The sequence below is a fragment of the Streptomyces millisiae genome (assembly GCF_031845425.1).
Taxonomy (GTDB): domain Bacteria; phylum Actinomycetota; class Actinomycetes; order Streptomycetales; family Streptomycetaceae; genus Streptomyces; species Streptomyces millisiae.
On the sequence record NZ_JAVREM010000066.1, the window covers coordinates 14,371 to 36,967 of the forward strand.

Sequence of the window (22,597 nt, forward strand, 5' to 3'; positions counted from 1 at the left end):
GCAGTTGGTCTCACACGGCGGAGGACCCCGGCAGACGCTCCGGGGTCCTCGGTGTCGTGCGGTGCGTACCGGCCGCGGGCCGGGCTCGCGCCCGGCGTCCTGCTCAGGCGGAGGCCTTCGACGGCGGCTCCGGGCCCTGGGCGCGCAGTTGCTCGTTGATGCGCTGGGCCTCTTCGAGCTGGTCCTCGAGGATGATGATGCGGCAGGCGGCCTCGATGGGGGTGCCCCGGTCGACGAGTTCGCGGGCGCGGGCGGCGATGCGCAGCTGGTAGCGGGAGTAGCGGCGGTGGCCGCCTTCGGAGCGCAGCGGGGTGATCAGGCGGTGCTCGCCGAGGGTGCGGAGGAAGGCCGGAGTCGTGTCGAGCATTTCGGCGGCCCGCCCCATGGTGTAGGCGGGATAGTCGTCGTCATCGAGGTTGTCGGCGGGCCGGGTACTGCGAGGGGGCATAGACCTCTTCTTCCGGGGACGCGTCGGGGGGCCCGGGCGCCATGCGGCGCCCGGGCCCCGAGCTTTCAACACCATCTACCGGCTCAGCGCGCCGGCCTTCTGTATCCGCAGGCACCACCCAGGAGGGCGGGGCTGCGGGGATCGCGGATGCGTGACCGGGGACCACCTTCCAATCCGGGGCCTACGGTACCCGGGCGGACTTCCTCCTCACCCGGGCGATCCTGATGGCGCTCTGCTCCTTACTTCGACTTCTGGGTACGACAGATACAGTAACCCCACGGCCCGGCAATGTCTACTGTCGCCATGGCAGATTTTCTGCAGCGCCAGCTCCTGGACTCCGGTCCCCGGTGCCAAGCATCGCGGAGGCCCTCTGGAGTGGGGTGGCGGCGGCGTCGGCGGGCGCCGAGGCGGGGGGCCGGCAGGTGAAGCCGAGGGCCCTCATGGCCCGGGTGACCTCGGCGGCACTGAAGTCCCGGCGGTCCTGTCGGGTGACGACCTCCCCCACCTGTTTCACCGGGTACTGGCGGCGGCCGATGATCACGGACTCACCGGTGACCGGCTCGGGCTTGACGCCCTTCATCGCTTCGAGCACCTGGCTCCTGGTCAGGTCGAACGGGAAGCGGGCGATGATGCAACGCATGAGACCTCACAGGGGAAGGGGTTCTACGCGGCCGCGTCGAAGGTCGACCGCCGCCCGGCGGTGCGGCGGGTCGGCTGGGCCGGACGGCCACTCCGGGAGCGAGCGGCCGCGCCGCGCCGCGGGCGCTCGACGTCCGGCGCGGCGATGACGACCGGCACGCCGGAGGGGGTCCGCGCGCCGGTGATGCGGCCCAGCTCCGCCTCTCCGGGCCGGACCTGGGTGATCCGCGGGAGGATCCCGGCGCTCGACATGAGGTGCCTCATGCCACGGCGCTGGTCGGGGGTGACCAGGGTGACGACGCTGCCGGACTCGCCCGCCCGGGCCGTACGGCCGCCGCGGTGCAGGTAGTCCTTGTGGTCCGTCGGCGGGTCGACGTTGACGACCAGGTCGAGGCTGTCGACGTGAATGCCGCGGGCGGCGACGTTCGTGGCGACGAGCACGGTGACGTGACCGGTCTTGAACTGCGCCAGCGTACGGTTGCGCTGCGGCTGCGACTTGCCGCCGTGCAGCGCGGCGGCCCGCACCCCGCTCCTCAGCAGGTCCCGGGTCAGCCGGTCGACCGCGCGCTTGGTGTCGAGGAACATGATCACGCGGCCGTCGCGGGCGGCGATCTGCGTCGTGGTGGCGTGCTTGTCGTCGCTGTGGACGTACAGCACGTGGTGCTCCATCGTCGTCACCGCGCCGGCCGAGGGGTCGACCGAGTGCACGACCGGATCGGTCAGGTAGCGGCGGACCAACTGGTCGACGTTGCGGTCCAGGGTGGCGGAGAAGAGCATCCGCTGTCCTTCGGGGCGGACCTGGTCGAGCAGGCCGGTGACCTGGGGCATGAAGCCCATGTCGGTCATCTGGTCGGCCTCGTCCAGGACGGTGATGGCGACCTGGTTCAGCCGGCAGTCGCCACGCTCGACGAGGTCCTTCAACCGTCCGGGAGTGGCGACGACGACCTCGGCTCCGCCGCGCAGCGCGGCGGCCTGGCGCCCGATCGACATCCCGCCGACGACCGGAGCCAGCCGGAGCCCGACCGAGCGGGCGTACGGGGCGAGCGCGTCGGTGACCTGCTGGGCCAGTTCGCGGGTCGGGACGAGAACCAGGGCCAGCGGCCGCCGGGGCTCGGCACGCTGCCCGGCGGTCCGGGCCAGCACGGCCAGACCGAACGCCAGCGTCTTACCGGATCCGGTACGACCGCGGCCCAGAACATCACGGCCGGCGAGCGTGTTGGGCAGCGTCGCGGCCTGGATCGGAAACGGCACGCTCACCCCCTGGGCGCGGAGCGCGGCCAGCAGCTCTTGGGGCAGGTCGAGATCGGCGAAGGCCTCGACCGCGGGCAGCGCCGGGGTCCGGGTGACGGGCAGGGCGAAGTCACCCTGCCGGGTGGGCCGGCTGCCGTGGCCACCCGAACGGCCCGCTCCGCCGGGGCGTCCGGAACCACCGGAGCGGCGGCCCCGGTCGAAGCCGCCGTCCACACGGGGGCGAGAGCGGGCGGGAGTACGTGTGCGGTTCATGAGGAACCTTCCTCGATACGGCACGTGTCAAGGAATTACCGCAGAAGATGAGCAACACGGAGAATCGCGAGAACGAGCCAGAGCGAAACAAGAGGGGAAAGAAAATCCGGCCGAGCGAGGAAAAAGCGATCGCCGGATAACGGGCCGCGGGCGGAACCGGTGGCTTTTGGACCGGCCATATCCCATGAGCTGGGGCCCGCACCCCGAGGTGCGGGCCCCAGCTCACATTGGGCGCGTGTCAGGCGGGAACGATGTTCTCAGCCGTCGGGCCCTTCTGGCCCTGCGCGATGTCGAAGTTCACCTTCTGGCCCTCGACCAGTTCGCGGAAGCCCTGGGCGGCGATGTTCGAGTAGTGGGCGAAGACGTCGGCGCCGCCACCCTCCTGCTCGATGAAGCCGAAACCCTTTTCCGCGTTGAACCACTTCACGGTGCCGGATGCCATGTCAGTCTCCTTTGGGGCAGTTCCCGGAGTCCACACCGCGTGGACCCCGCGTCGCCGCGATGATCGCCCCTCCGGAAAATGACCGGACATTCAAGACGCCACAACTGCAACTACGACCGACGGTAGCACGGCGAGAGTGACCTCGCCGGGTGACTAATCCCTCGCGGTTCGGCCGCATGAGAAACCCTGACCACACGTCGTTCTGAATTTCTCACCTCCCGGCTACAGATATGCGCCGGTCTCCGGGAAGGGCCAGGAGGCCCGGCACGGTCACTCCCGCACGATCTTGATGTCCCAGCCGCCGGTGGCCGTGCGGGCGCCCACCTCGACGCGGATGCCGATCTCCGGGTCGTAGTAGCTCTCCCCGGTGCCGAGGGGGGCGTCGGCCAGCCGGGGGTGCACGGAGGCGGCGTGGCAGGCGCTGGTCTCGGGATGGCCGTCGAGCACCTCGACGGGCCCGTCGGCCGAGGCCACGTCGCTGCGCACCCGGTAGAGCAGCACGCCGTGGGTGCAGGTGGTGGCGTCGTTGCCCAGGGGGGCGCGGGCCTCGGCCACCAGCGCCTCCTCGGCCCCCGTGCGGACGACGGCGAGCCGGGTGTCGGTGCCGGGCGACGAGCGGTCCAGGGGCGCGGCCAGCGGCTGCAGGGTGTGCCGGGTGGTGCCGGGGCCGCGCACGCAGTCGACGTGGTCGGCGTCGAGCCAGCCGAGCTTCCACTTGTGCCAGCCGAAGAGCTCAGGCGAGAGACCGAACTGGCTGCCCATCAGGTCCCAGTCGCCGACGTGGGTGTCCCAGTCGCCGTAGCCGTCCTCCGGGCGGTTGTAGAGGTCCGGCAGGTCGAAGACGTGGCCGGTCTCGTGGGCCAGCACGTTGCGGTCGGGCGGGCGCCGTTCGAAGACGGTCACGACGCGGCGGACGCTGGCGTCCCCGACGGACATGGGCCGGTCGAAGTTGACCACCTTGGTGGCGTCCGAGTCCACGCCGGGCGCGTCGGGGTCGGCGACCAGGTACACGATGTCGTAGTCGGCCAGCTCGACGTGGGGCGCGACGGCGTCCAGCGCGTCGCGCAGGTAGGCCGAGCGCCGGTCCGGCTCCCAGTCGCGCTGTATGGCGTAGGAGCGGGAGTCCCGCGGCATCCCGATCCATCCGTCGGTGACGGTGACGCGCAGGTCGAGCCGACCGTAGGAGGCGGCGCGGAAGTAGTCGGTGGTGGCCGGGAAGTAGTCCTCGGCGATCCGGGCCGGGGTGACCTTGGGCCTGGCGTCCGGGAAGGACAGGAAGAGCATCACGGCCTCGAGGGCGCCGACCGGCCTCGGGTAGTCGTCGTTCCAGCTGTCGACGCCCTCCGAGTGGTGGATCGCGGAGCGCGGCAGGCCGCAGGGCTCGTCGGCGGCCGCGTCGGTGCCAGGGCCCGCCGTCAGCGTGGTGCCCATGAGGGCGGCCAGGGCGGTGAGCACCGCCGCTGGTCTGCGGTAGGCACGGCGCACATCCACCTCCCATCGGACACTGCCACCACTGTGTTCCGATTGGTGAGGAATTGGCCTGTTTCAGTAGGCCGCGCGAGTCAAGGGCAATACGATTACCCTGCGTATTCATCGTTCGTTAACGATCGGGAGCGCAAAGGCGTCGAGCAGAAACGATCAGCTTCTCGAAACTTTGTCGCAAGCACAGATTTCAGGAAACGAGACAGGCCCGCCGGGCACTGGCTCCAGCCGCTCCGCAACCTCTATGATCGCCACATTTCCAGCGCGGATGCGCCAGCGGGCAGCCGGGGAGCGCCCGACAGCGGCATCCACCAGGCGACCAGTCCCCTCCGGGAGCGATCGGTGAACGGACCCCCCAAAGGACCGGGCCAAGACCCCGAAGGCGGCCTCGGCGCGACCCCCAAATCCTTTACGGAGAGTGAGGTTCTCCGGGACTATCGGGCGGCCTTCCGGATCGCCCACCTGCCGATGGCGCTGGTGGGCAGATCCGGCCAGATCCTGGCGGCCAACCCGGCGCTCGGGCTGCTGCTCGGCGTCGACCCGGCCGACCTCGCCGGTCAGCGCGCCGACGCCGTGACCGGGCTCGGCCTCGACGGCCGCACCCGGGGCTCGTACCACGCGGTGCTGCGCGGCCACAGCGACCGGATGCGCTGCACCAGGCGGCTCAAGCACGCGGACGGGCACACCCTGTGGGCCGAGGTCACCGTGTCGCCCACCGGCGACCCGGACGCGCAGTCGGTGGCGCTGCTCGCCGTGCAGGACATCAGCGAGCGCCGCGACCTGCAGCAGCGGCTGCGGCACATCCAGATGCACGACCCGGTCACCCGGCTGCCCAACCGCGCGCTGTTCTTCGAACGCCTCACCAGCGCGCTCGCCGACTCGGCCACCGGCCGCATCGGCCTGTGCTACCTCGGCCTCGACGGCTTCAAGGCGATCAACGACACACTCGGCCACCGGGTCGGCGACCAGCTGCTCGGCGCGGCGGCCCAGCGGCTCGCGCAGTGCGCCACGGGCGCCGGCGGGCACCTGGTGGCGCGGCTCGGCGGCGACGAGTTCGCGGTGCTGGTCGAGGGGTCGACGGGCACCGAGCAGCTGACCGGGCTCGCCGACGCCATGCTGACCGCGCTGCGACCGCCGTTCGACCTGGACGGCCAGCGGCTCGCCGTCTCCGCGAGCATCGGCGTCGTCGAGCGCAAGGCCGCCGGCACCTCGGCGACCAACCTGATGCAGGCCGCCGACACGACGCTCTACTGGGCCAAGGCCGACGGCAAGGCCAGGTGGACGCTCTTCGACCCGGAGCGCAACGCGCACCGGATGACCAGGCAGTCCCTCTCCTCCACGCTCCGCCCGGCCGTCGAGCGTGGCGAGTTCACGCTGGAGTACCAGCCGATCGTGGGGCTCGCGGACGATGTCGTGCGCGGGGCGGAGGCGCTGGTGCGCTGGAACCACCCGCGCTTCGGCAAGCTCGGCCCCGACAAGTTCGTCGGCCTCGCCGAGGAGAACGGCGCGATCGTGCCGCTCGGCCGCTGGGTGCTGCGGGAGGCCTGCCGGCAGGCCCGCCGCTGGCAGCTCGACCACCCGCGGGCGCCGCTGTTCGTCAGCGTCAACGTGGCGGTGCGGCAGGTGTGGGACTCGGACCTGGTGAGCGACGTGGCGGAGGCGCTCGAACAGTCGGGGCTGCCGTCCGGGCTGCTCCAGCTGGAACTGACCGAGTCCGCGGTGATGGGCTCGGCCGGCCGGCCGCTCCAGGCCCTGCAGGCGCTCTCCGACATGGGTGTGCGGATCGCGATCGACGACTTCGGCACCGGCTACTCCAACCTCGCCTACCTCAGCCGCCTCCCGGTGCGCGCCCTCAAGCTGGACGGCATGTTCGTGCGGGGCTTCCGCACGGCCCGCCACCTCAACCCGGCCGACGAGACGATCGTGACCTCGCTGGTCCAGCTGGCCCACAAGCTCGGCCTCACGGTGACGGCCGAGTGCGTGGAGGGCCCGGCCCAGGCCGAACGCCTCCGCCGCATCGGCTGCGACACCGGCCAGGGCTGGCACTACGCCCGCCCCATGCCCCCCGCCGACCTCCACCGCCTGCTGTCCGGCGACACGACACGATAAGCGGGAGGCGCCGGAGGCGCCGGAGAGACCACCGGCCGCCGCCGAGCCCGGCGCCGCTGGCGCGGCAGCGGCGCGGCGCGCCAGGCGCCGCAGGCGCCGGGCCGGCGAAGCCGTGGCCTGCGGCCGGCCCGCGCAGCAACGGTGCGGCCCGCCAGGTGGCGCCGGCGGGTGGCCGGCCCGGAGCGGGCGAAGCCACAACGCGCCGCAGGCGCAGGCCGCGTGGCAGTGGTGAGGCCGGCCAACGGTGCTGCGCCGCTGGCGCCGGAAGACGCCGGGCCGGCAACCCGCGCCGCGCCGCCGAAGCGGCGGCCTACGCGGCAACGGTGAGTGGCCAACGATGTGACGCCGCTGGCGTGGCAGGCGCCACAGGCGCCGGGCCGGCGAAGCCGTGGCCTGCGGCCGGCCCGCGCAGCAACGGTGCGGCCCGCCAGGTGGCGCCTACGGCGCCGGCGCGTGGAGCGGGCGAAGCCACGACGCGCCGCAGGCGCAGGCCGCGTGGGAGCGGCGAGGCGCCGCACGTGTGGCAGGCGCCGAAACCGTGGCCTGCGGCCGGCCCGCGCAGCAACGGTGCGGCGCCGAAGACGCCAGCCGGCCGGCCGTGCCGGGCCGGCAAGGCCGCGGCGGTCCGGCGTGGCCGTGGCGGCAGTGCCGGGCCCGGGCCGGCAGGGCCCCCGCGCCGGCCGGCCGCCAGACCCGTGGCCAGAGCCCGGCCGGTCAGGCCCCGGCGGTTTGTCGCCAAACTCTGTACTCCGTGTGGTGATGTCGCCATACTGCGCAGCCATGACGATCACTGTTGAGAACATCACGCTCACCCAACTCGAGGAGCTTCTCGCGGACGAGAGCACCCCCGTCGTGCACCGCGCGTTGTGGGCGCTGTTGTGGGAGAGCGAGGTGCGGGTGCACGACCTTCTGACGCTCGACGTGACCGAGGTGGGCGTCGGCGAGTTCGGTGAGCGCGCCGGGGCGCTGCTCGCCGAGCTGATCGGGGAGCGGACGGCGGGGCCGCTGTTCGCCGTCGGGGAGCGGGCGTTGACGTGGGAGCAGGCGGTGCGCGCGGCCGGGGAGCGGGAGATCGCGATCCACGCGTTCCGCACCGGCGGCAAGGCGCACCGCAGGGCGCTCGGCTCAGGCGAAGAGTGAGCCCATGGCCGGGCAGGGCGCGGCGGTGTGGGCGAGCAGCCGCAGCCCCTCCCAGGCGGTGACCTGGTTGGCGGTGAGGACCGGCTTGCCGATCGCGGCCTCCAGGTCCGGGAGCCAGGCCGCCGTGTGCAGCGCGGTGTCCGGCAGCAGCACGGCCTCCGCGTCCGGGTGGTCGCCGGCGCGGGCCAGCCGCAGCACCTCCTCGCGGCCCCAGGTGCCCACCTCGGCGGCCGTGATGATGCCACTGCCGCGCATCGCCACCACCTTGATGCCGGCCGCGTGCAGGAAGTCGACGAAGAGCGCGGCCACATCGGTCGGGTAGGTGGCCGCGACCGCCACCCGGCGCAGGCCGAGCGCGGTCGCCGCGCGGGCGAAGGCGAAGGACGTGCTGGACGCCGGCCGGTCGGCGGACGCCGCGAGGCGCCGCACCTGATCCTCCGCGCCGTCCCAGCCGTAGACGAAGCTGGCGCTGGTGCAGGCCCAGACCACGGCCTCGGCGCCCGCGCCCGTGAGCTCGTCGACCTTGGCCGTGATCCGGTCGACGGAGCCCATCTCCAGCAGCGCGTCCACCCGGTGCGCGTCGGTGCCGATGTCCGTGTGGACCAGTGGCAGCAGGACGTCGTCGCCCGCCGCGTTGAGCAGGGACTCCATGCGCGGGAAGTCGTCCTCGGCGGAGTAGCCGGGGTACAGGAAACCGACCGTGGTCGTCATGCGGGACTCACCTTTCCTCTTCCGGTGGGACATCGGCCTCGGCGACGAGCTCCGCCTCGGCTGCCACGGTGGGCGCGGCGGGCGCCACCGAGGCCAGCGGTGGCTGGTCGGCGGTCGGCGTGACGCCGCCCATCGCCGCCGGGCCGCGGCGCGCGGCCGGGTCGAGCAGGGCCTGGTAGGGGCCGACGGCCTCCCGGCCGATGGCCCGCAGCGCCGCCCAGATCGTGACCTGGTTGGCCGAGATCACCGGCATCCGCAGCTCGGCCTCCAGCTGCGGGATGGCGTCGTAGGTCGGCAGGTTGGTGCAGCTGATGAACAGCGCGTCCGGGGCGCCGGCGCCGGCCACCGCCTGCCGGGCCATGGCGACGACGTCGCGGTAGGGCACCCGCCAGATCTCGCGGGTGAGCCCGAGGTAGCTGCGGCCCGAGACCTCGATGCCGGCCTCGCTCAGGTAGTCCTCGAGGGCGTCCGTGACGGACTTGGTGTACGGCGTCACCACGGCTATCCGCCGGGCGTCGAGCTCGCCCAGCGCGTCGAGCAGCGCGCCCGAGGTGGTCAGCGAGGGGATCTCGCCGGCCCGCGTCATGGCGGCCGTCATGGCCCGCTCACCGGCGACGCCGCCGACGAAGCTTCCGGAGGTGCAGGCGTAGGCCACGATCTCCGGGCTGACGGCGCTCAGCGCGCGCACCGCCTCGGCCAGCGTCTCGTGCTCGCTGACCATCCGCGCCAGGTGCAGGCTGACCTCGACCGGCACGAACGGGGTCCGCGTCACGTGTAGCGACACGTCGTCGGGCACCCATCGCCACAGCTCCCGGTCGAGCGCGAAGTCGAACGGGGCGACGACGCCGACGCCTCGTTGCGGCTGCGGCCCCCCGAGAAACGAGAGCTCCATGCCGGGCTCCATGTTGGGCATGTCTGACATGTCGGACCCCGATCGTGAGAGCGGAGACGAGGGCTCGGCTGGCCCTCGGAGCGATGAGTGGAAATCATGGGGCGGGAAACGCTGGAGGGACTGGAAGCAACACACCCTCGTCCACGAAGGTAGGGTCCCGTCCCGACCGCGGTCAATCGCGCCTTTCTCCAATGAAACACCCCCTCGTTTCGAAACGGTTTCCCCACCATGACCCAGCCCCGTGTCCTGGTCCTCGACGCCGAGCCTCTCCCCCGCCTCGACCGGCTCGCCGGCCGGGCCGACGTGCTGCACTGCGACGCCGCCACGCTGGCCGACCGGCTGCCGTCGGCGGACGTGTTGCTCGTGTGGGACTTCCTGTCCGACGCCGTCCGGCACGCCTGGCCCGGGCCCGGCCACCGACCGTCCTGGGTGCACACCGCGAGCGCCGGCGTCGACCGGCTGCTCTTCCCCGAACTGCTGGCCTCCGACGCCGTGATCACCAACGCCCGCGGCGTCTTCGACGGCCCGATCGCCGAGTACGTGGCCGGCCTGGTCCTGAGCATGGCCAAGGACTTCCGGGTCGGCTGGGAGCTCCAGCGGGAGCGGCGCTGGCTGCACCGGGAGACCGAGAAGGTGGCCGGCGGCCGGGCCGTCGTCGTCGGCTCGGGTCCCATCGGGCGGCGGATCGCCGAGACGCTGCGGGCGCTCGGCCTCGGCGTCACGCTGGTGGGCCGCCGGGCCAGGGGGGACGTGCGGGGCGCCGACGAACTGCCCGGGCTGCTCGGCCTGGCGGACTGGGTGATCTGCGCCGCCCCGCTCACCCCGGAGACCACGGGGCTCTTCGACGCGGCCGCCTTCGCCAGGATGAAGCCCACCGCGCGTTTCATCAACATCGGCCGTGGCCAGCATGTGGTGGAGCGCGACCTGGTCGCCGCGCTGCGCGCCGGCACGCTGGCCGGGGCCGCGCTCGACGTGTTCGAGAACGAGCCGCTGCCGGCCGACAGCCCGCTGTGGGACGTGCCGGGCCTGGTCGTCTCGCCGCACATGAGCGGCGACACCTTCGGCTGGCGGGACGACCTCGGCGAGCAGTTCCTCGACAACTTCGACCGCTGGTACGCGGGCGAGCCGCTGTTCAACGTCGTCGACAAGGACCTCGGCTACGTGCCCTCGGGGCCCTCGTCGGAACTTCCGGAGGAACCGTGACCGACCTCACCGCACTGACCGCCTTCACCGCCACCCAGCTGACCGCCGCCTACGCCGCGGGCGAGGTCTCCCCGGTCGCCGTGGCGGAGGCGGTGCTCGACCGGGCCGAGGCGGTCCAGCGGGCCGTGAACGCGTTCGTGTTCACCGACCGGGACGGCGCGCTCGGTGACGCGCGGGCCGCCGCCGAGCGCTGGCAGCGCGGGGCACCGGCCGGACCGCTCGACGGAGTGCCCGTCACGGTCAAGGACATCCTGCTGCAGCGCGGCCACCCCACGCTGCGCGGTTCGGCGGCGGTCTCCTCGGCCGGTCCCTGGGACGAGGACGCGCCGGCCGTCGCCCGGCTCCGCGAGTCGGGCGCGGTCCTCGTCGGCAAGACCACGACCCCGGAGTTCGGCTGGAAGGGCGTGACCGACTCGCCGGTCTGGGGCGCCACCGGCAACCCGTACGACGCGGCCCGCACCGCCGGCGGGTCGAGCGGCGGCAGCGCGGCCGCCGTGGCGCTGGGCGCCGGACCGCTGAGCCTGGGCACGGACGGCGGCGGCTCGGTGCGGATCCCGGCCGCCTTCTGCGGGGTCTTCGCGCTCAAGCCGACGTACGGCCGGGTGCCGCTCTACCCGGCGAGCGCCTTCGGCACCCTCGCCCACGTGGGCCCGATGACCCGCGACGCGGCGGACGCGGCGCTGCTGATGGACGTGATCGCCCGCCCCGACTCCCGCGACTGGTCGGCGCTCACGCCGATGCACCGCAGCTACCGCAACGCGCTGGTCGGCGGCGCGGCCCGGCTGCGCGGGCTGCGCGTCGCCTACTCGCCCGCCCTCGGCTTCGGGGTCCCGGTCAAGACGGACGTGGCGGCGGCCGTGCGGCGGGCGGTGGACCGGATCGCCGGGCTCGGCGCCGAGGTCACCGAGGTCGACCCGCCGCTGCCGCCGCTCGACGAGCTGCGCGCCGCGTTCCACGTGCTGTGGTTCGCCGGCGCGGCCCGCGTCACCGAGGGCTTCGACGCCGGGCAGCGGGCGCTGCTCGACCCGGGCCTGCGGGAGATCTGCGAGGCCGGCGCCCGCTTCTCCGCGCTCGACTACCTGGCGGCCGTGGACGTGCGGATGGCGGCGGGCCGGCTGATGGGCCGCTTCCACGAGAGCTACGACCTGCTGGTGACGCCGACCATGCCGATCACCGCGTTCGACAACGGCGTGGAGGTGCCGGCCGGCTCCGGGATGACGCGGTGGACGGAGTGGACGCCGTTCACCTACCCGTTCAACATGACGCAGCAGCCCGCCGCGTCCCTGCCGTGCGGCGTGGACGCGGACGGGCTGCCGATCGGCCTCCAGCTGGTGGCGGCCCGGCACGCGGACGAGATGGTCCTGCGGGCCGCGCACGCGCTCTACGAGGCGGGGGTGGCCGGCGTCCCCGAGCCGCCCGTCATGCCCGCCGGAAGCTGAGCGTCTCGCCGAGGGCCCCGGCCCGCCACAGGTCCTGGCAGGCGTCCGCCATCCGGTCGAGGCCCTCGGTGATGGTCCCCCAGACGATCCCCGGCACCCAGCCGGCGTCCCCGTTGATCAGCAGGTTGTTCCGCTCGTAGAAGAGCGCGAGGTCGACGACGGTGGTGCGGCCGCGGTGCTTGGCGTCCTGCTCGTAGCCGTAGGAGGCGGTGGAGAGCTGGGTGTCGGAGAAGGTGAAGTAGCACAGGTCGCCCGGGATCGGCGTGATCGTCGGGTTCTCCAGCGGCGGCTCCTGCGGCGCGAACGGCTCCACGAGCGCGTAGATCTCGTTCCGCGCGTACTTGGCGTGGTAGACGTCGCCGCCCAGCGGCAGCGCGTCCCAGATCGCGTCGCAGGTGATGGGCGCGCGGTCCCGCAGGAGCTTCGCGGTGCAGCTGACGCCGCGCTTGTCCAGGGAGACGGTGATGAACCGCTCCACGACGGTGGGGGACTGGGTCATGTGGGGCCTGCCTCTCGCTGACGCTGACTTTCGCGGGGCGCCTACCCAGCATGCCCGGCCCGACCCGAGCCGACCCGGTCAGGCGCGCAGGCCGTCGACCAGGAAGGTCGCCAGCCGGTCGGCGTCGGCGGGACCGACCTGCTCGCGGAGCCAGGCGGCGGCGCTGATCAGCGCGAACACGTCGTTCGCGGTGGCGTCGGCGCGGATCGCGCCGGCCGCGCGGGCGCGTTCGGTCAGCGCCTCGCCGGTGGCCGCCATCCGCTTGCACGCGGCGTACAGCTCGGACGTCTCGTCCTCCAGGCTGCCGAGGAACCGGCCGGCCAGCCCGCGGTAGGTCGCGGTGTGGTCGGTGACCGCGCGCATCCAGCGGGCCAGCGCCGCGTCGGGCTCCGTGCGCGGATCGGCGAGCAGCTCGTCGCCGAGCGCCATGATCGCCTCGTGCCGCTCCCGGAACAGCGCCTCCAGCAGGGCGTCCCGCGTCGGGAAGTGGCTGTAGAGCGTGCCGATGGCGACGCCCGCGCGGCGGGCGACCTGTTCCAGGGACGCCTCGGTGCCGTGCTCGCGGAAGGCGGCGTCGGCCTCGGTGAGGAGGCGCTCACGGTTGCGGCGGGCGTCGGCGCGCTGGCGGCGGCGCGAGGGTGCGGCGGGGTTCTCGGGCATAACGTGAGGGGTCCTCGGGTAAGGTGGCGGCGCGGGCTTAATTCGAGACAGCCTCATGTTAACCGTGGAGACCCTCATGATCCTGGTCACCGGCGCGACCGGCACCATCGGCGGCCACCTCGTCCGCCAACTCGCCGAGGCGGGCGCCGCCTTCCGCGCCCTGGTGCGGAGCGAGGCGAAGGGCGCGGCGCTCGGCCATCCGTTCGCCGTGGGCGACTTCGACGACGCGGAGTCGCTGCGGGCGGCGCTGGCCGGCGCCGACCGGCTCTTCCTGTGCGGCGGTGGCGCGGTGCCGGTGGCGCACGGCGAGCCGCAGCCGATGATCCGGCAGGAGAAGGCCGCCATCGACGCGGCCCGCGCGGCGGGGGTGCGCTACGTGGTCAAGGTGTCGGTCTGGCGGCCGACACCCGGCGCGCCCCTGTCGGTCGGCGCGCACGCGGAGATCGAACGCCACCTGGCGGCCTCGGGCCTGGCCTGGGCGACGCTTCAACCGACCGGCTTCATGCAGAACTTCGCCCCGGGCGGCGCGATCGAGGGCGCGTACGGCACGGGCCGCGTCGCCTACGTGGACGCCGCCGACATCGCCGCGTGCGCGGCGGCGCTGCTGACCGCCGCCGAGCCACGCGAGGGGGCGTTCCCGCTGACCGGCCCCGAGGCGCTGACCCACGCCGAGATCGCCGCCAGGCTGGGGGTGCCGTTCCGCGACCTGCCGCCGGAGGCGGCCGCGGCGGCGCTGCGCGCGCGGGGCCTGCCGGCCGGCTTCGTCACCGACCTGCTGACGCTGTACGCGGGAATGGCGGCCGGCGAGATGGCGGAGGTGACGCCCACCGTCCGCGACCTGACGGGCCGCGCGCCACGCTCCTTCGACGACTTCCTGGCGTTCGGTCGGCACGCGGGGCGTGGCGGGCGGTGAAGGCCGGCGGCGGATCCTGAGCGGTCCGCGGCGCGGACGGAGCGAGTAGCCTGCGGCACCGGAGGCTCCCACCTGCCGCTGCCTGCCGGGAGAGACACCTGTGCCCCACACCATCCTCATGACCGGAGCCACCAAGGGAATCGGCCGGGTGGCCGTCGAACGCGTCGTCGCCGGCGCCCCCGACGCCCGTCTCGTGCTGCTGGGTCGCGGGCCCGCGACCACCGCGCTGGCGGCCGAGTTGAGCGCCGGCGGCGCCCAGGTCTCGTCGATCGACGCGGATCTGCTGTCCCTGCGGAGCGTCCGGCACGCCGCCGAGCAGGTGCGGGCCCGGCTCGACGAGGGGGAACTGCCGCCCCTGCGCACGCTCGTGGCCAACGCCGGGGCGCAGTTCACGAACGACCTGACGGAGAGCGCGGAGGGTTTCGAGGCCACCTTCGCGGTCAACGTGCTCGCCAACCACGTCCTGGTCCGGCATCTTCAGGACCGTTTCGCGGTGCCGTCGCGGATCGTGGTCACCGTGAGCGACACCCACTTCGGCGACTTCCGGCACAATCTGGGGATGGTGCCCGCGCCCCGCTGGGGCGCGCCCGAGACGCTCGCCCGCGTCCGCGCGTTCCCCGCCCCACACACGACGGCGGCGGGCCGCACCGCGTACTCCACCAGCAAGCTCGCCGCGATCCACCTCGTCCACGAGTACGCCCGCCGGCTGCCGCCCGGCGTCGACGTCGTGGGGTACAACCCCCGCTTCGTGCCCGGCACGGGCCTCGCCAGGGACGCGGGGCCCGCGGCGCGGTTCGCGATGCGGAGCGTGCTGCCGCTGATGACGCTGACCCCGTTCGCGACCAGCCGGACGACGGCCGGCCGCCACCTCGCCGACCTCGCCCTCGGCCGCATCGAGGCCCCGTCCGGGTCCTACGTCGACCACGCGAAGGTCGCCCGCTCCTCCGACGAGTCCTACGACCCCGCGCGGGAACGGGAGCTCTGGGACGCCGTCGAACGCCTCACCACCCCCCGACAGGGCCTTCCGCCCAGCGGACGTGCGCGAGGAAGGCACCCCAGGCGGCGGGCCTGAACAGCAGCACGGCGGCGTCGGGGTTCTTGCTGTCCCGGACGGGGAGCACGTCATCGAGGTCGTCGACGACTTCGAGGCAGTCACCGCCGGTGTTGTCGCTGTAGCTGGACTTCCGCCAGACCGCAGAAGTCAGGTCAAGTGACCGGGCTCGCATGGGTAGTCGTCCTCCATGATCTGCTTGATCAGGTCCTTGGTGGCGTCGGGTGCCACCACAGGTCCGTGATCTCGCCGTCGGCGGCGAGCGCGTCGTCGATCTGCTGTGCCAGCGCCTCGTTGGGCGGGTCCGTGGCCAACTCCACCTGCGCGATCCGCGTGTGCGAGACGAACGACGCGTCGGCCAGCTGCTGTTGGGTCCACTCCTTGCCCTGCCGCAGCTTGCGGACGCGCGCGCCCAGCATCGCGGCCAGCGACGCGCGGGGGTCGAGTGGCTTCGGTCCGGCCATGGCTGTGCCTCTTTTCACTTCCCGGGACTCACGCCATCACCCCTGGTGAGCGTAGTGACACGTTCCGATGATGGGAGGGGAAACGGGTGGATCAACCGCCCGAAGGTGTTGAAAGGTGAAAGCCGGATGAGCGACACGGGCATGCCGGAGCGGCGGGTGCCGGGTACGCACTGGCCGGAGACCCTGCCGGATCCGGAGGACGTCGAGCCGGAGACCGACGAGGGCGTCCTGCGCGACGTGGCCGACGGCCTCCGCGACTGTCCCGACCGGAGGCCGCACCTGACAGCGCTGCTCCGCGAGGCGAACCGGTTCAGCGAGACCAACCGGCGCAGCCGTGGCTCACTTCCGTAGCGCTCCGGCGCCGACGGCGAGCAGGCCGGCCGTGAGGGCGAGGGACATGGCCGTCCCCGCGCGGCGTGTCAGGTGGATCGGCGAGGCCGGCGCGGCTGTGACGGGAACCACGTCTACCGTCACAGCGTTGTCACAGTGCGGATTTCGGAAGGAACGAGATGTCCCGCACGGACAAGACCAAGCCGGTCTGGGTGCGTCACGCGGAGCACGAACCCCGGCCGGTGCACGACCACCGTTTCGGCGACTGCGACCTGCCGCCGCGCCCGACGCGGGAGGAGACCGACACCCACTGCCGGTGGGAGCATCCCGGCGCGCTCATCTTCGGGCACACCTGCTGCTCTGGATGCCAGGACCGCGGGTGCCGCGCGGAATGGCAGCTGCACGTCAGGGAGAGCCACCGCCGGGACCGGTACGCGGCCCGGCGCGCGGCGCGCCGCTTCCGGGGTGGCGAGAGCGACGACTGAGGCGGGCGCCGCTTGGCATCATGGCCCGCATGGCAACGGAATCCCGGCATATCGCCCAGTCCATCGCCCGCCCCGCCGGCGAGGTGTACGCGTACGTGTCGCAGCCGGCCAACGTGCCCGCCTGGGCGGCGGGGCTCGGCAGCGCGGTGGAGGAGGTCGGCGAGGGCGAGTGGTACGCCGAGTCCCCGATGGGGCGGGTGCGGATCGCGTTCGCGCCGACCAACGAGTACGGGGTGGTGGACCACGACGTGACCCTGCCGTCCGGGGACGTGGTGCACAACCCGATGCGGGTGATCCCGGACGGGGCCGACGCGTGCGAGGTGGTGTTCACGGTGCGGCGCCCGGCCGGCGCGAGCGACGAGGAGTTCGAGCGGGACGCGGGCCAGGTGGCGGCGGACCTGGCGCGGCTCGGGGAGATCCTGGAGGGCGGTCAGGCCCGGAGGTAGCGGAGGAAGCAGTCGACGAGGCGGCGGCTCTCCTCCTCCGGCTCCGGGGTCCAGCGAAGGACGCCGTCGTGGGCCTTGAGCAGCAGCAGGACGTCGGACTCGTCGGCGTCCTGCCGCACCTCGCCGGCGGCCTTGGCCGCGTCCAGCAGGCGGCGCAGGGGGGTCTGGGCGCCTTCGCGGGCGCGGAGGAAGACGGCGGTGAACGCGCGGTCCTCCCGCTGGAGGGCGACGAGGTGGCCGAGGTGGTCGACCAGGCCCTGCCACGGGTCGGGGTGGGCCAGGGCGGCGCGCATCGAGTCCTCGCAGCCGGTCAGGCGGTCGGCGAAGACATAGGCGAGCAGGTCGTCGCGGGTGGGGAAGCGCCGGTAGAGCGTGGCCGTGCCCACGCCCGCACGGGTCGCGATGGCCTTCATCGGCGCGTCGGCGCCCAGCTCGCGGAAGGCGGCGCGGGCCGCCTCGACCAGGCGGTCGCGGTTGCGCTCCGCGTCCGACCGCAGGGTGCGTCGGGTTCCTTCTCGATCAGCCATACCGCCAGCCATACCACCAGCTCCGACAGAAGTGGGCACACGTGCCCACTTGCGTGTTACGGTCCTCGAAGTGGGCACCCTAGCCCAGTTTCGTCGACGAGAACGAAGGACCGATGACGTACTCACTCCTCGACGTCGCGCCCGTGGCCCCGGACGAGACGCCCGCCGACGCGCTGGGCCGCGTCGTCCCGCTGGCCCGGGCCGCCGAGCGCTCCGGCTACCGGCGGGTCTGGTACGCCGAGCACCACAACATGCCGCAGATCGCCTCCGCGGCCACCAGCGTGGTGATCGGCCACGTGGCCGCGCACACCGAGCGGATCCGGGTCGGCGCCGGGGGCGTGATGCTGCCCAACCACTCCCCGCTGGTGATAGCCGAGCAGTTCGGCACGCTCGCCGCGTTCCACCCGGGCCGGATCGACCTGGGGCTCGGCCGGGCCCCGGGCTCCGACCGGAACACCGCCCGGGCCCTCCGCCTGACGGCCGAGGCCGCCGACGCCTTCCCCGAGGACGTGCTCGAACTGCGGGCCTTCCTCGCCGGCGAGCCGGCCGTGCCCGGCGTCCGCGCGTTCCCGGGGCACGGCTCGAACGTGCCGCTGTACATCCTGGGCTCCTCGCTCTTCGGCGCCAACCTCGCCGCCGCCCTCGGGCTGCCCTACGCGTTCGCCTCGCACTTCGCCCCCGCCGCCATGGACACGGCCGCCGAGACCTACCGCGCCACCTACCGGCCCTCCGCCCAGCACCCCGAGCCGCACCTGATCATCTCGGCGAACCTCGTCGCGGCCGAGTCGGAGGCGGAGGCCGAGAGGCAGTACCGGGCGGCCCTGCGCTTCCGGGCCAGGGCGCTGCTGGTGGGCGCCCGGGACCTCACCGACGCCCAGCTCGACCAGGTGCTCGACTCGCCGGCCGGGGAGCAGATCAGGGCGATGGCCGTGCACACCGCCGTCGGCACCCCTGACCGGGTGCACGCCCAGCTCGCCGCGCTGGCCGAGCGCACGGGCGCCGACGAGCTGATGCTCGCGCCCGCCGCCACCGACCACCACGACCGGGTCCGCGCCGTCGAACTGGTCACCGCGCCGGCGCGCGTGTAACGGCCCCGAATGGGCGTGCATGGATCCGCCCAAGGTGGGTAGCCGCGCGGCCATGGCTCCACCGAGAGAAAAACCCCGATCAATTCAGAGAAAGTCAGAGATTTCAGAGACGACGAAAGGCGTCAGTCGTAGGGCACTGCTGGCAGGGATGGCCGCGTTCGGCGCCCTGGGCGCCGCCGGCTGTTCCCGGGTCGCCGCCCAGGGAACGGTGGAGGGCGGCGATCTGCTCGATCGGCTGCGAGAAAGCGGCTCGGTCAAGATCGGCATCGCCAGCGAGCCACCGTTCGGCTATATCGACGACCAGGGGGAGCCCACGGGAGAGGCTCCCGAGGTCGCGAAGGTCATCTTCCAGCGGCTCGGTGTGGACAATGTCACACCGGTTCCGGTCGAATTCAGCGCGCTGATTCCGGGGCTCAAGGCCCAGCAGTTCGACGTGGTGTCGGCCGGGATGTACATCAACCCGGACCGCTGCGCCCAGGTGCTGTTCTCCGACCCCGACTACCTGATGCTCGACTCGTTCATCGTGCCGGCGGGCAACCCGCAGGGGCTGCGCGACTACGACGACGTCGCCGAGCAGGGGCTCGTCCTCGCCACCGGCCAGGCGTACGCCCAGATCGACTACGCCGAGGCCGCCGGCGTGCGGGACGTGCTGATCCTGCCCGACCAGGTGGCCGGCCTCGACGCGGTGCTGCAGGGCCGCGCCCACGCGTTCGCCGGCACGAACGTCACGGTCAACGGCGTGGTCGAGGGCAACGACCGGGTCGAGGCGATCGAGCCGTTCCAGCCCATGGTGGACGGCGAGCCGGCCTACGGCGCCGGCGGCTTCGCGTTCCGGCCCTCCGAGAAGAATTTCCGCGACGCGTTCAACGAGGAGCTGCTGCGCATCCGGGAAAGCGGAGAACTCCTTGAGATCGTGGCACCGTTCGGATTCACCGAAGCGGAGATGACGGACCTCACCGCTGAGGAGCTGTGCCGATGATGACCGAGGGGATGTTCACCAACTACTTTCTGCCGGGCATCTGGATCACCATTCAGGTGACCGTCTACAGCGCGGCGCTCGGCGCTGTCGTGGCCTTTGTGGTCGGCACGCTGCGCACCTCGCGGCTGTGGATAGTCCGCTTTATCGCCGGCTGTTACTTCGAGGTCTTCCGCGGCATGTCGGCGCTGATCCTCATGTTCTGGCTGGTGTTCGCGCTGCCGCTGATGCTGGGCTGGCAGCTGGTTCCGATGTGGGCCGGCGTGCTCGCCCTCGGACTCACCTACGGCGCCTACGGCGCGGAGATCGTGCGCGGCTCGCTGGCCGCCGTTCCGGTGGCACAGCGCGAGGCGGGGGTCGCGTTGGGCTTCACCCGGTTGCAGCGGCTGCGCAGGATCGAGATCCCGCAGGCGTGGCCCGAGATGGTGCCGCCGTTCTGCAACCTGCTGATCGAGCTGCTCAAGGGCACCGCCCTGGTCTCCACGATCACGGTCGGCGACATGCTCTTCGCCGGCAACCTGGTGCGGATCGGCAGCAACGAGAGCGCGCCGGTCTACACGCTGCTGCTGGTGCTCTACTTCGCGATGGCCTTCGTCATCACCCGCTCCATGCGGGTGGTCGAGCGGCACGCCAAGGCCGGCGTCGGCCAGCGGGTGGAGCGCCGCGGCCTGTTCTCGCGCCGCGAGCAGCCTCCGCCACGGCGCGGCGGCCCCGCGGGCGACCAGCCGCTCACGGCCGGCGGAACGGTGGGTGCGCGATGAACTTCGACTGGGACTGGGGAGTCGTCAGCGACTTCATGCCGGTGTTCTGGGACGGACTCGAGCTCACCCTGCGCGCGCTGCTGTTCGGCAGCCTGATCGCCTTCGGGCTCGGCCTGGTCTGGGCGCTGGCGATGCGCTCGCCGTTCGCCTGGGTGCGGTGGCCGGTGACGGCGTTCACCGAGTTCGTCCGCAACACGCCGCTGCTGGTGCAGCTGTTCTTCCTCTACTACGTGCTGCCCGAGTGGGGCCCGTCGATGTCGGCGCTCACCACCGGGATCGTGGGCCTCGGCCTGCACTACTCGACGTACACCTCCGAGGTCTACCGGGCCGGCATCGACGGCGTGCCCGGCGGCCAGTGGGAGGCGGCCACGGCCCTGAGCCTGCCGCGCCGCCGCACCTGGGGGGCCGTGATCCTGCCGCAGGCCATCCGCAGGGTGGTCCCGGCGCTCGGCAACTACGTCATCGCGATGCTGAAGGACTCCCCGATGATCGCCGTCATCGGGGCGCTCGACATGTTCGGAGAGGCCCGGAGCTTCAGCAACGAGACCTTCACCACCGAGGCGTACACGATCGTCGGCGTCGCCTTCCTGCTCATCGCCTACCCGGCCTCTCTGCTGATCAGATTCCTGGAGCGTCGTCTTGCCCTCACCAGCTGAAACCCCGATGCACAACCCCTCGACCAACGGCACCCGGGCCAACGGCTCGGAGCTGGTCCGCTTCGACAAGGTCACCAAGCGGTTCGGCGGGACGACCGTCCTGGACCAGCTCGACTTCTCGGTGTCCACCGGAAAGCACGTCACCCTGATCGGCCCCTCGGGATCCGGCAAGACCACGATCCTGCGGCTGCTGATGACCCTGGTGAAGCCCGACGAGGGCACCATCAAGGTGGATGGCGACTACCTCACCCACGAGGAGCGCGACGGCCGCCTCGTCAAGGCGGGCGACCGGCACGTGCGGGAGGTGCGCAAGAAGATCGGCATGGTCTTCCAGCACTTCAACCTCTTCCCCAACATGAAGGTGCTGCGCAACGTCACGGAGGCGCCGGTGCACGTGCTGGGCCTCGACAAGGACGAGGCGGAGCAGCGGGCCCGGGACCTGATCGAACTGGTCGGCCTGTCCGAGCAGTTGGACAAGTACCCGAGCCAGCTCTCCGGCGGCCAGCAGCAGCGGGTCGCCATCGCGCGCGCCCTGGCGATGCGGCCGCAGGTGCTGCTCCTCGACGAGGTGACCTCGGCGCTCGACCCCGAACTGGTGGCGGGCGTGCTGGACGTGCTGCGGGACATCGCGCACAGCACCGACATCACCATGCTGGTGGTGACCCACGAGATGAGCTTCGCGCGGGACATCTCCGACGCGGTGCTCATGTTCGACCAGGGCCGGATCGTGGAGTCCGGGCCGCCGGACAAGATCTTCAGCGACCCGGAGCACGACCGCACCCGGGAGTTCCTCAGCACGGTTCTCTGAGCGATCGGTTCGGTACACGCAGCGACGAACGGCGTCAATGGGCACACCATGGGCGCCTTTCGTCGCTACGCTTGTACGAGCGAACACGGGGGAGGACTGGCAGGAGGTCGATGTGGCGATCACGTCCGGGCGCACCGCTCCCTTGCACTCGGTGCGGTACGCGCTGCGTCTGCTCGAGACGGCGGCCGACCACCCCGACGGTCTGACCGAGGAGCGGCTGGTCCAGCGGGCCGGCCTGCCGCCGGGTCAACAGCGCGGCATCCTGCGGATGCTGGTTCGGGAGGGCTATCTGCGGCGGCTGCCGGACGGCGCGCTCGCCGTCGGCGAGGCGCTGCTGGGTCTGAGCACCGGGGCCGATCGGCAGCAGGTGCGGCGTGAGCGGTTGCAGGGGGCGTTGGACGCGCTGCGCGACTCGCTGGGCGCCGCCGTCTACCTCGCCCGCTACACCGACGGCGAGTTGGAGGTCCCACACATCTCGGGGACGCCGCAGCTGCCGGTGGTCAACGAGTGGGTCGACTTCCGCTCGGCGGCGCACGCCACGGCCATCGGCAAGTGCCTGCTCAGCCAACTCGACCACGACGGGCGGCAGGACCACCTCTCCCGCCACCGGGCGGCCCGGCTGACCTCGCGCACCATCACCGACAAGCGGGCGCTGCTGAGCGCGCTCGACCGGCAGCCGGCCACGATGCCGATGCTGGACATCCAGGAGTACGCGGTCGGCACCCTCTGCGCGGCGGTCCCCCTGACGGCGGGCGCGACGGTCGGCTGCCTGGCCCTCTCGCTCCCCGTCGGCCAGGCCCACCGCCTGCGTGTGGCCGCCGAGGCGCTCAACCGCCAGGCGGCACCGACCCTGTTGACGCTGGCGCTGTGAAGCCGCGCCGGCCTTGCGGCCGGCGACCGCGTCGCGGGGGCGGAGCCCCCGCAC

The 22,597-nt window shown here is 72.7% G+C and carries 27 protein-coding genes; 15 read left to right on the forward strand and 12 right to left on the reverse strand.

The features are described from left to right. Window positions 1–103 precede the first annotated feature (103 nt). The 5 genes from RNC47_RS29985 to RNC47_RS30005 form a co-directional block, all read right to left on the reverse strand. A complete protein-coding gene (locus RNC47_RS29985) occupies window positions 104–448 on the reverse strand; it encodes a MerR family transcriptional regulator (protein ID WP_311603224.1) in 345 nt (114 codons plus the stop codon). Window positions 449–740: 292 nt separating this feature from the next. After that, entirely contained in the window at window positions 741–1,088 is a 348-nt protein-coding gene (locus tag RNC47_RS29990) for an SCO5918 family protein (RefSeq protein WP_311603226.1), read from the reverse strand. A 23-nt stretch (window positions 1,089–1,111) separates the two neighbouring features. Then, complete coding sequence (locus RNC47_RS29995; RefSeq protein WP_311603228.1) at window positions 1,112–2,590, reverse strand: DEAD/DEAH box helicase; 1,479 nt, start codon at window positions 2,588–2,590, stop codon at window positions 1,112–1,114. Window positions 2,591–2,828: 238 nt separating this feature from the next. Then, window positions 2,829–3,032, reverse strand: a complete 204-nt coding sequence (locus RNC47_RS30000) for a cold-shock protein (RefSeq protein ID WP_311603230.1) — start codon at window positions 3,030–3,032, stop codon at window positions 2,829–2,831. A 270-nt stretch (window positions 3,033–3,302) separates the two neighbouring features. Further along, a complete protein-coding gene (locus RNC47_RS30005) occupies window positions 3,303–4,463 on the reverse strand; it encodes a M6 family metalloprotease domain-containing protein (protein WP_311603265.1) in 1,161 nt (386 codons plus the stop codon). 357 nt (window positions 4,464–4,820) lie between these two features. Here RNC47_RS30005 and RNC47_RS30010 point away from each other — a divergent pair, with 357 nt between their 5' ends. After that, on the forward strand, window positions 4,821–6,623 hold the full coding sequence (locus RNC47_RS30010) for a putative bifunctional diguanylate cyclase/phosphodiesterase (RefSeq protein WP_311603267.1): 1,803 nt from the start codon (window positions 4,821–4,823) through the stop codon (window positions 6,621–6,623). A gap of 780 nt (window positions 6,624–7,403) precedes the next feature. Further along, a complete protein-coding gene (locus RNC47_RS30015; RefSeq protein ID WP_311603231.1) occupies window positions 7,404–7,763 on the forward strand; it encodes a hypothetical protein in 360 nt (119 codons plus the stop codon). On the opposite strand, the gene RNC47_RS30020 is transcribed toward RNC47_RS30015, so the two are convergent. Continuing rightward, window positions 7,749–8,474, reverse strand: a complete 726-nt coding sequence (locus tag RNC47_RS30020; RefSeq protein ID WP_311603232.1) for a maleate cis-trans isomerase family protein — start codon at window positions 8,472–8,474, stop codon at window positions 7,749–7,751. The genes RNC47_RS30015 and RNC47_RS30020 overlap by 15 nt on opposite strands. Window positions 8,475–8,481: 7 nt before the next feature. Further along, window positions 8,482–9,366, reverse strand: coding sequence for a maleate cis-trans isomerase family protein (locus tag RNC47_RS30025; RefSeq protein WP_311603234.1), 885 nt, complete (start codon window positions 9,364–9,366; stop codon window positions 8,482–8,484). Window positions 9,367–9,594: 228 nt separating this feature from the next. On the opposite strand from RNC47_RS30025, the gene RNC47_RS30030 reads away from it, so the two are divergent. Together RNC47_RS30030 and RNC47_RS30035 are read left to right on the forward strand one after the other, a co-directional pair. Further along, window positions 9,595–10,569 carry a D-2-hydroxyacid dehydrogenase gene (locus RNC47_RS30030; protein ID WP_311603236.1) on the forward strand — a complete coding sequence of 325 codons (975 nt, stop codon included), beginning with the start codon at window positions 9,595–9,597 and terminating at the stop codon, window positions 10,567–10,569. Beyond that, window positions 10,566–12,008 (forward strand): amidase, encoded by a 1,443-nt coding sequence (locus RNC47_RS30035; RefSeq protein WP_311603238.1) that lies wholly within the window; start codon window positions 10,566–10,568, stop codon window positions 12,006–12,008. Before RNC47_RS30030 ends, RNC47_RS30035 begins: the two co-directional genes overlap by 4 nt. Here RNC47_RS30035 and RNC47_RS30040 read toward each other — a convergent pair. Together RNC47_RS30040 and RNC47_RS30045 are read right to left on the reverse strand one after the other, a co-directional pair. Continuing rightward, window positions 11,989–12,507 (reverse strand): DUF3830 family protein, encoded by a 519-nt coding sequence (locus RNC47_RS30040; protein ID WP_311603239.1) that lies wholly within the window; start codon window positions 12,505–12,507, stop codon window positions 11,989–11,991. The two genes, RNC47_RS30035 and RNC47_RS30040, sit on opposite strands and share 20 nt — an antisense overlap. A 78-nt stretch (window positions 12,508–12,585) precedes the next feature. Next, complete coding sequence (locus RNC47_RS30045; protein WP_311603240.1) at window positions 12,586–13,167, reverse strand: TetR/AcrR family transcriptional regulator; 582 nt, start codon at window positions 13,165–13,167, stop codon at window positions 12,586–12,588. 64 nt (window positions 13,168–13,231) lie between these two features. Between RNC47_RS30045 and RNC47_RS30050 the strand changes: the two genes are divergently transcribed. Beyond that, a complete protein-coding gene (locus tag RNC47_RS30050; protein WP_311603241.1) occupies window positions 13,232–14,080 on the forward strand; it encodes an NAD(P)H-binding protein in 849 nt (282 codons plus the stop codon). 118 nt (window positions 14,081–14,198) lie between these two features. Continuing rightward, a complete protein-coding gene (locus tag RNC47_RS30055; protein WP_311603246.1) occupies window positions 14,199–15,152 on the forward strand; it encodes an SDR family NAD(P)-dependent oxidoreductase in 954 nt (317 codons plus the stop codon). On the opposite strand, the gene RNC47_RS30060 is transcribed toward RNC47_RS30055, so the two are convergent. Together RNC47_RS30060 and RNC47_RS30065 are read right to left on the reverse strand one after the other, a co-directional pair. After that, the gene (locus RNC47_RS30060) at window positions 15,082–15,306 is read right to left on the reverse strand and encodes a DUF397 domain-containing protein (RefSeq protein ID WP_311603248.1); all 225 of its coding nucleotides are present in this window, start codon (window positions 15,304–15,306) and stop codon (window positions 15,082–15,084) included. The two genes, RNC47_RS30055 and RNC47_RS30060, sit on opposite strands and share 71 nt — an antisense overlap. Window positions 15,307–15,334: 28 nt before the next feature. Then, window positions 15,335–15,595 (reverse strand): helix-turn-helix domain-containing protein, encoded by a 261-nt coding sequence (locus tag RNC47_RS30065; RefSeq protein WP_311603250.1) that lies wholly within the window; start codon window positions 15,593–15,595, stop codon window positions 15,335–15,337. 126 nt (window positions 15,596–15,721) lie between these two features. On the opposite strand from RNC47_RS30065, the gene RNC47_RS30070 reads away from it, so the two are divergent. From RNC47_RS30070 to RNC47_RS30080, 3 genes are all read left to right on the forward strand, one after another. Continuing rightward, on the forward strand, window positions 15,722–15,946 hold the full coding sequence (locus tag RNC47_RS30070) for a hypothetical protein (protein WP_311603252.1): 225 nt from the start codon (window positions 15,722–15,724) through the stop codon (window positions 15,944–15,946). A gap of 158 nt (window positions 15,947–16,104) precedes the next feature. After that, window positions 16,105–16,410: a hypothetical protein gene (locus RNC47_RS30075; RefSeq protein WP_311603253.1), complete on the forward strand. Its 306-nt coding sequence runs from the start codon at window positions 16,105–16,107 to the stop codon at window positions 16,408–16,410. Between the two features lie 20 nt (window positions 16,411–16,430). Further along, window positions 16,431–16,856 (forward strand): SRPBCC family protein, encoded by a 426-nt coding sequence (locus RNC47_RS30080; RefSeq protein ID WP_394814911.1) that lies wholly within the window; start codon window positions 16,431–16,433, stop codon window positions 16,854–16,856. Here RNC47_RS30080 and RNC47_RS30085 read toward each other — a convergent pair. Continuing rightward, complete coding sequence (locus tag RNC47_RS30085; RefSeq protein ID WP_311603256.1) at window positions 16,841–17,383, reverse strand: TetR/AcrR family transcriptional regulator; 543 nt, start codon at window positions 17,381–17,383, stop codon at window positions 16,841–16,843. The two genes, RNC47_RS30080 and RNC47_RS30085, sit on opposite strands and share 16 nt — an antisense overlap. Window positions 17,384–17,496: 113 nt before the next feature. Here RNC47_RS30085 and RNC47_RS30090 point away from each other — a divergent pair, with 113 nt between their 5' ends. The 6 genes from RNC47_RS30090 to RNC47_RS30115 all read left to right on the forward strand — a co-directional run bounded on the left by RNC47_RS30090 (window position 17,497) and on the right by RNC47_RS30115 (window position 22,543). After that, on the forward strand, window positions 17,497–18,471 hold the full coding sequence (locus tag RNC47_RS30090) for an LLM class flavin-dependent oxidoreductase (RefSeq protein WP_311603257.1): 975 nt from the start codon (window positions 17,497–17,499) through the stop codon (window positions 18,469–18,471). A gap of 52 nt (window positions 18,472–18,523) precedes the next feature. After that, on the forward strand, window positions 18,524–19,450 hold the full coding sequence (ehuB, locus tag RNC47_RS30095; protein ID WP_394814912.1) for an ectoine/hydroxyectoine ABC transporter substrate-binding protein EhuB: 927 nt from the start codon (window positions 18,524–18,526) through the stop codon (window positions 19,448–19,450). Next, complete coding sequence (ehuC, locus tag RNC47_RS30100) at window positions 19,447–20,208, forward strand: ectoine/hydroxyectoine ABC transporter permease subunit EhuC (RefSeq protein WP_311603259.1); 762 nt, start codon at window positions 19,447–19,449, stop codon at window positions 20,206–20,208. The genes ehuB and ehuC overlap by 4 nt, the downstream gene beginning before the upstream one ends. Then, on the forward strand, window positions 20,205–20,864 hold the full coding sequence (ehuD, locus tag RNC47_RS30105) for an ectoine/hydroxyectoine ABC transporter permease subunit EhuD (RefSeq protein ID WP_311603260.1): 660 nt from the start codon (window positions 20,205–20,207) through the stop codon (window positions 20,862–20,864). The genes ehuC and ehuD overlap by 4 nt, the downstream gene beginning before the upstream one ends. 7 nt (window positions 20,865–20,871) lie before the next feature. Then, window positions 20,872–21,672: an ectoine/hydroxyectoine ABC transporter ATP-binding protein EhuA gene (gene ehuA, locus RNC47_RS30110; protein ID WP_311603261.1), complete on the forward strand. Its 801-nt coding sequence runs from the start codon at window positions 20,872–20,874 to the stop codon at window positions 21,670–21,672. A 112-nt stretch (window positions 21,673–21,784) separates the two neighbouring features. Continuing rightward, window positions 21,785–22,543, forward strand: coding sequence for an IclR family transcriptional regulator (locus RNC47_RS30115; RefSeq protein WP_311603262.1), 759 nt, complete (start codon window positions 21,785–21,787; stop codon window positions 22,541–22,543). Window positions 22,544–22,597 lie beyond the last annotated feature (54 nt).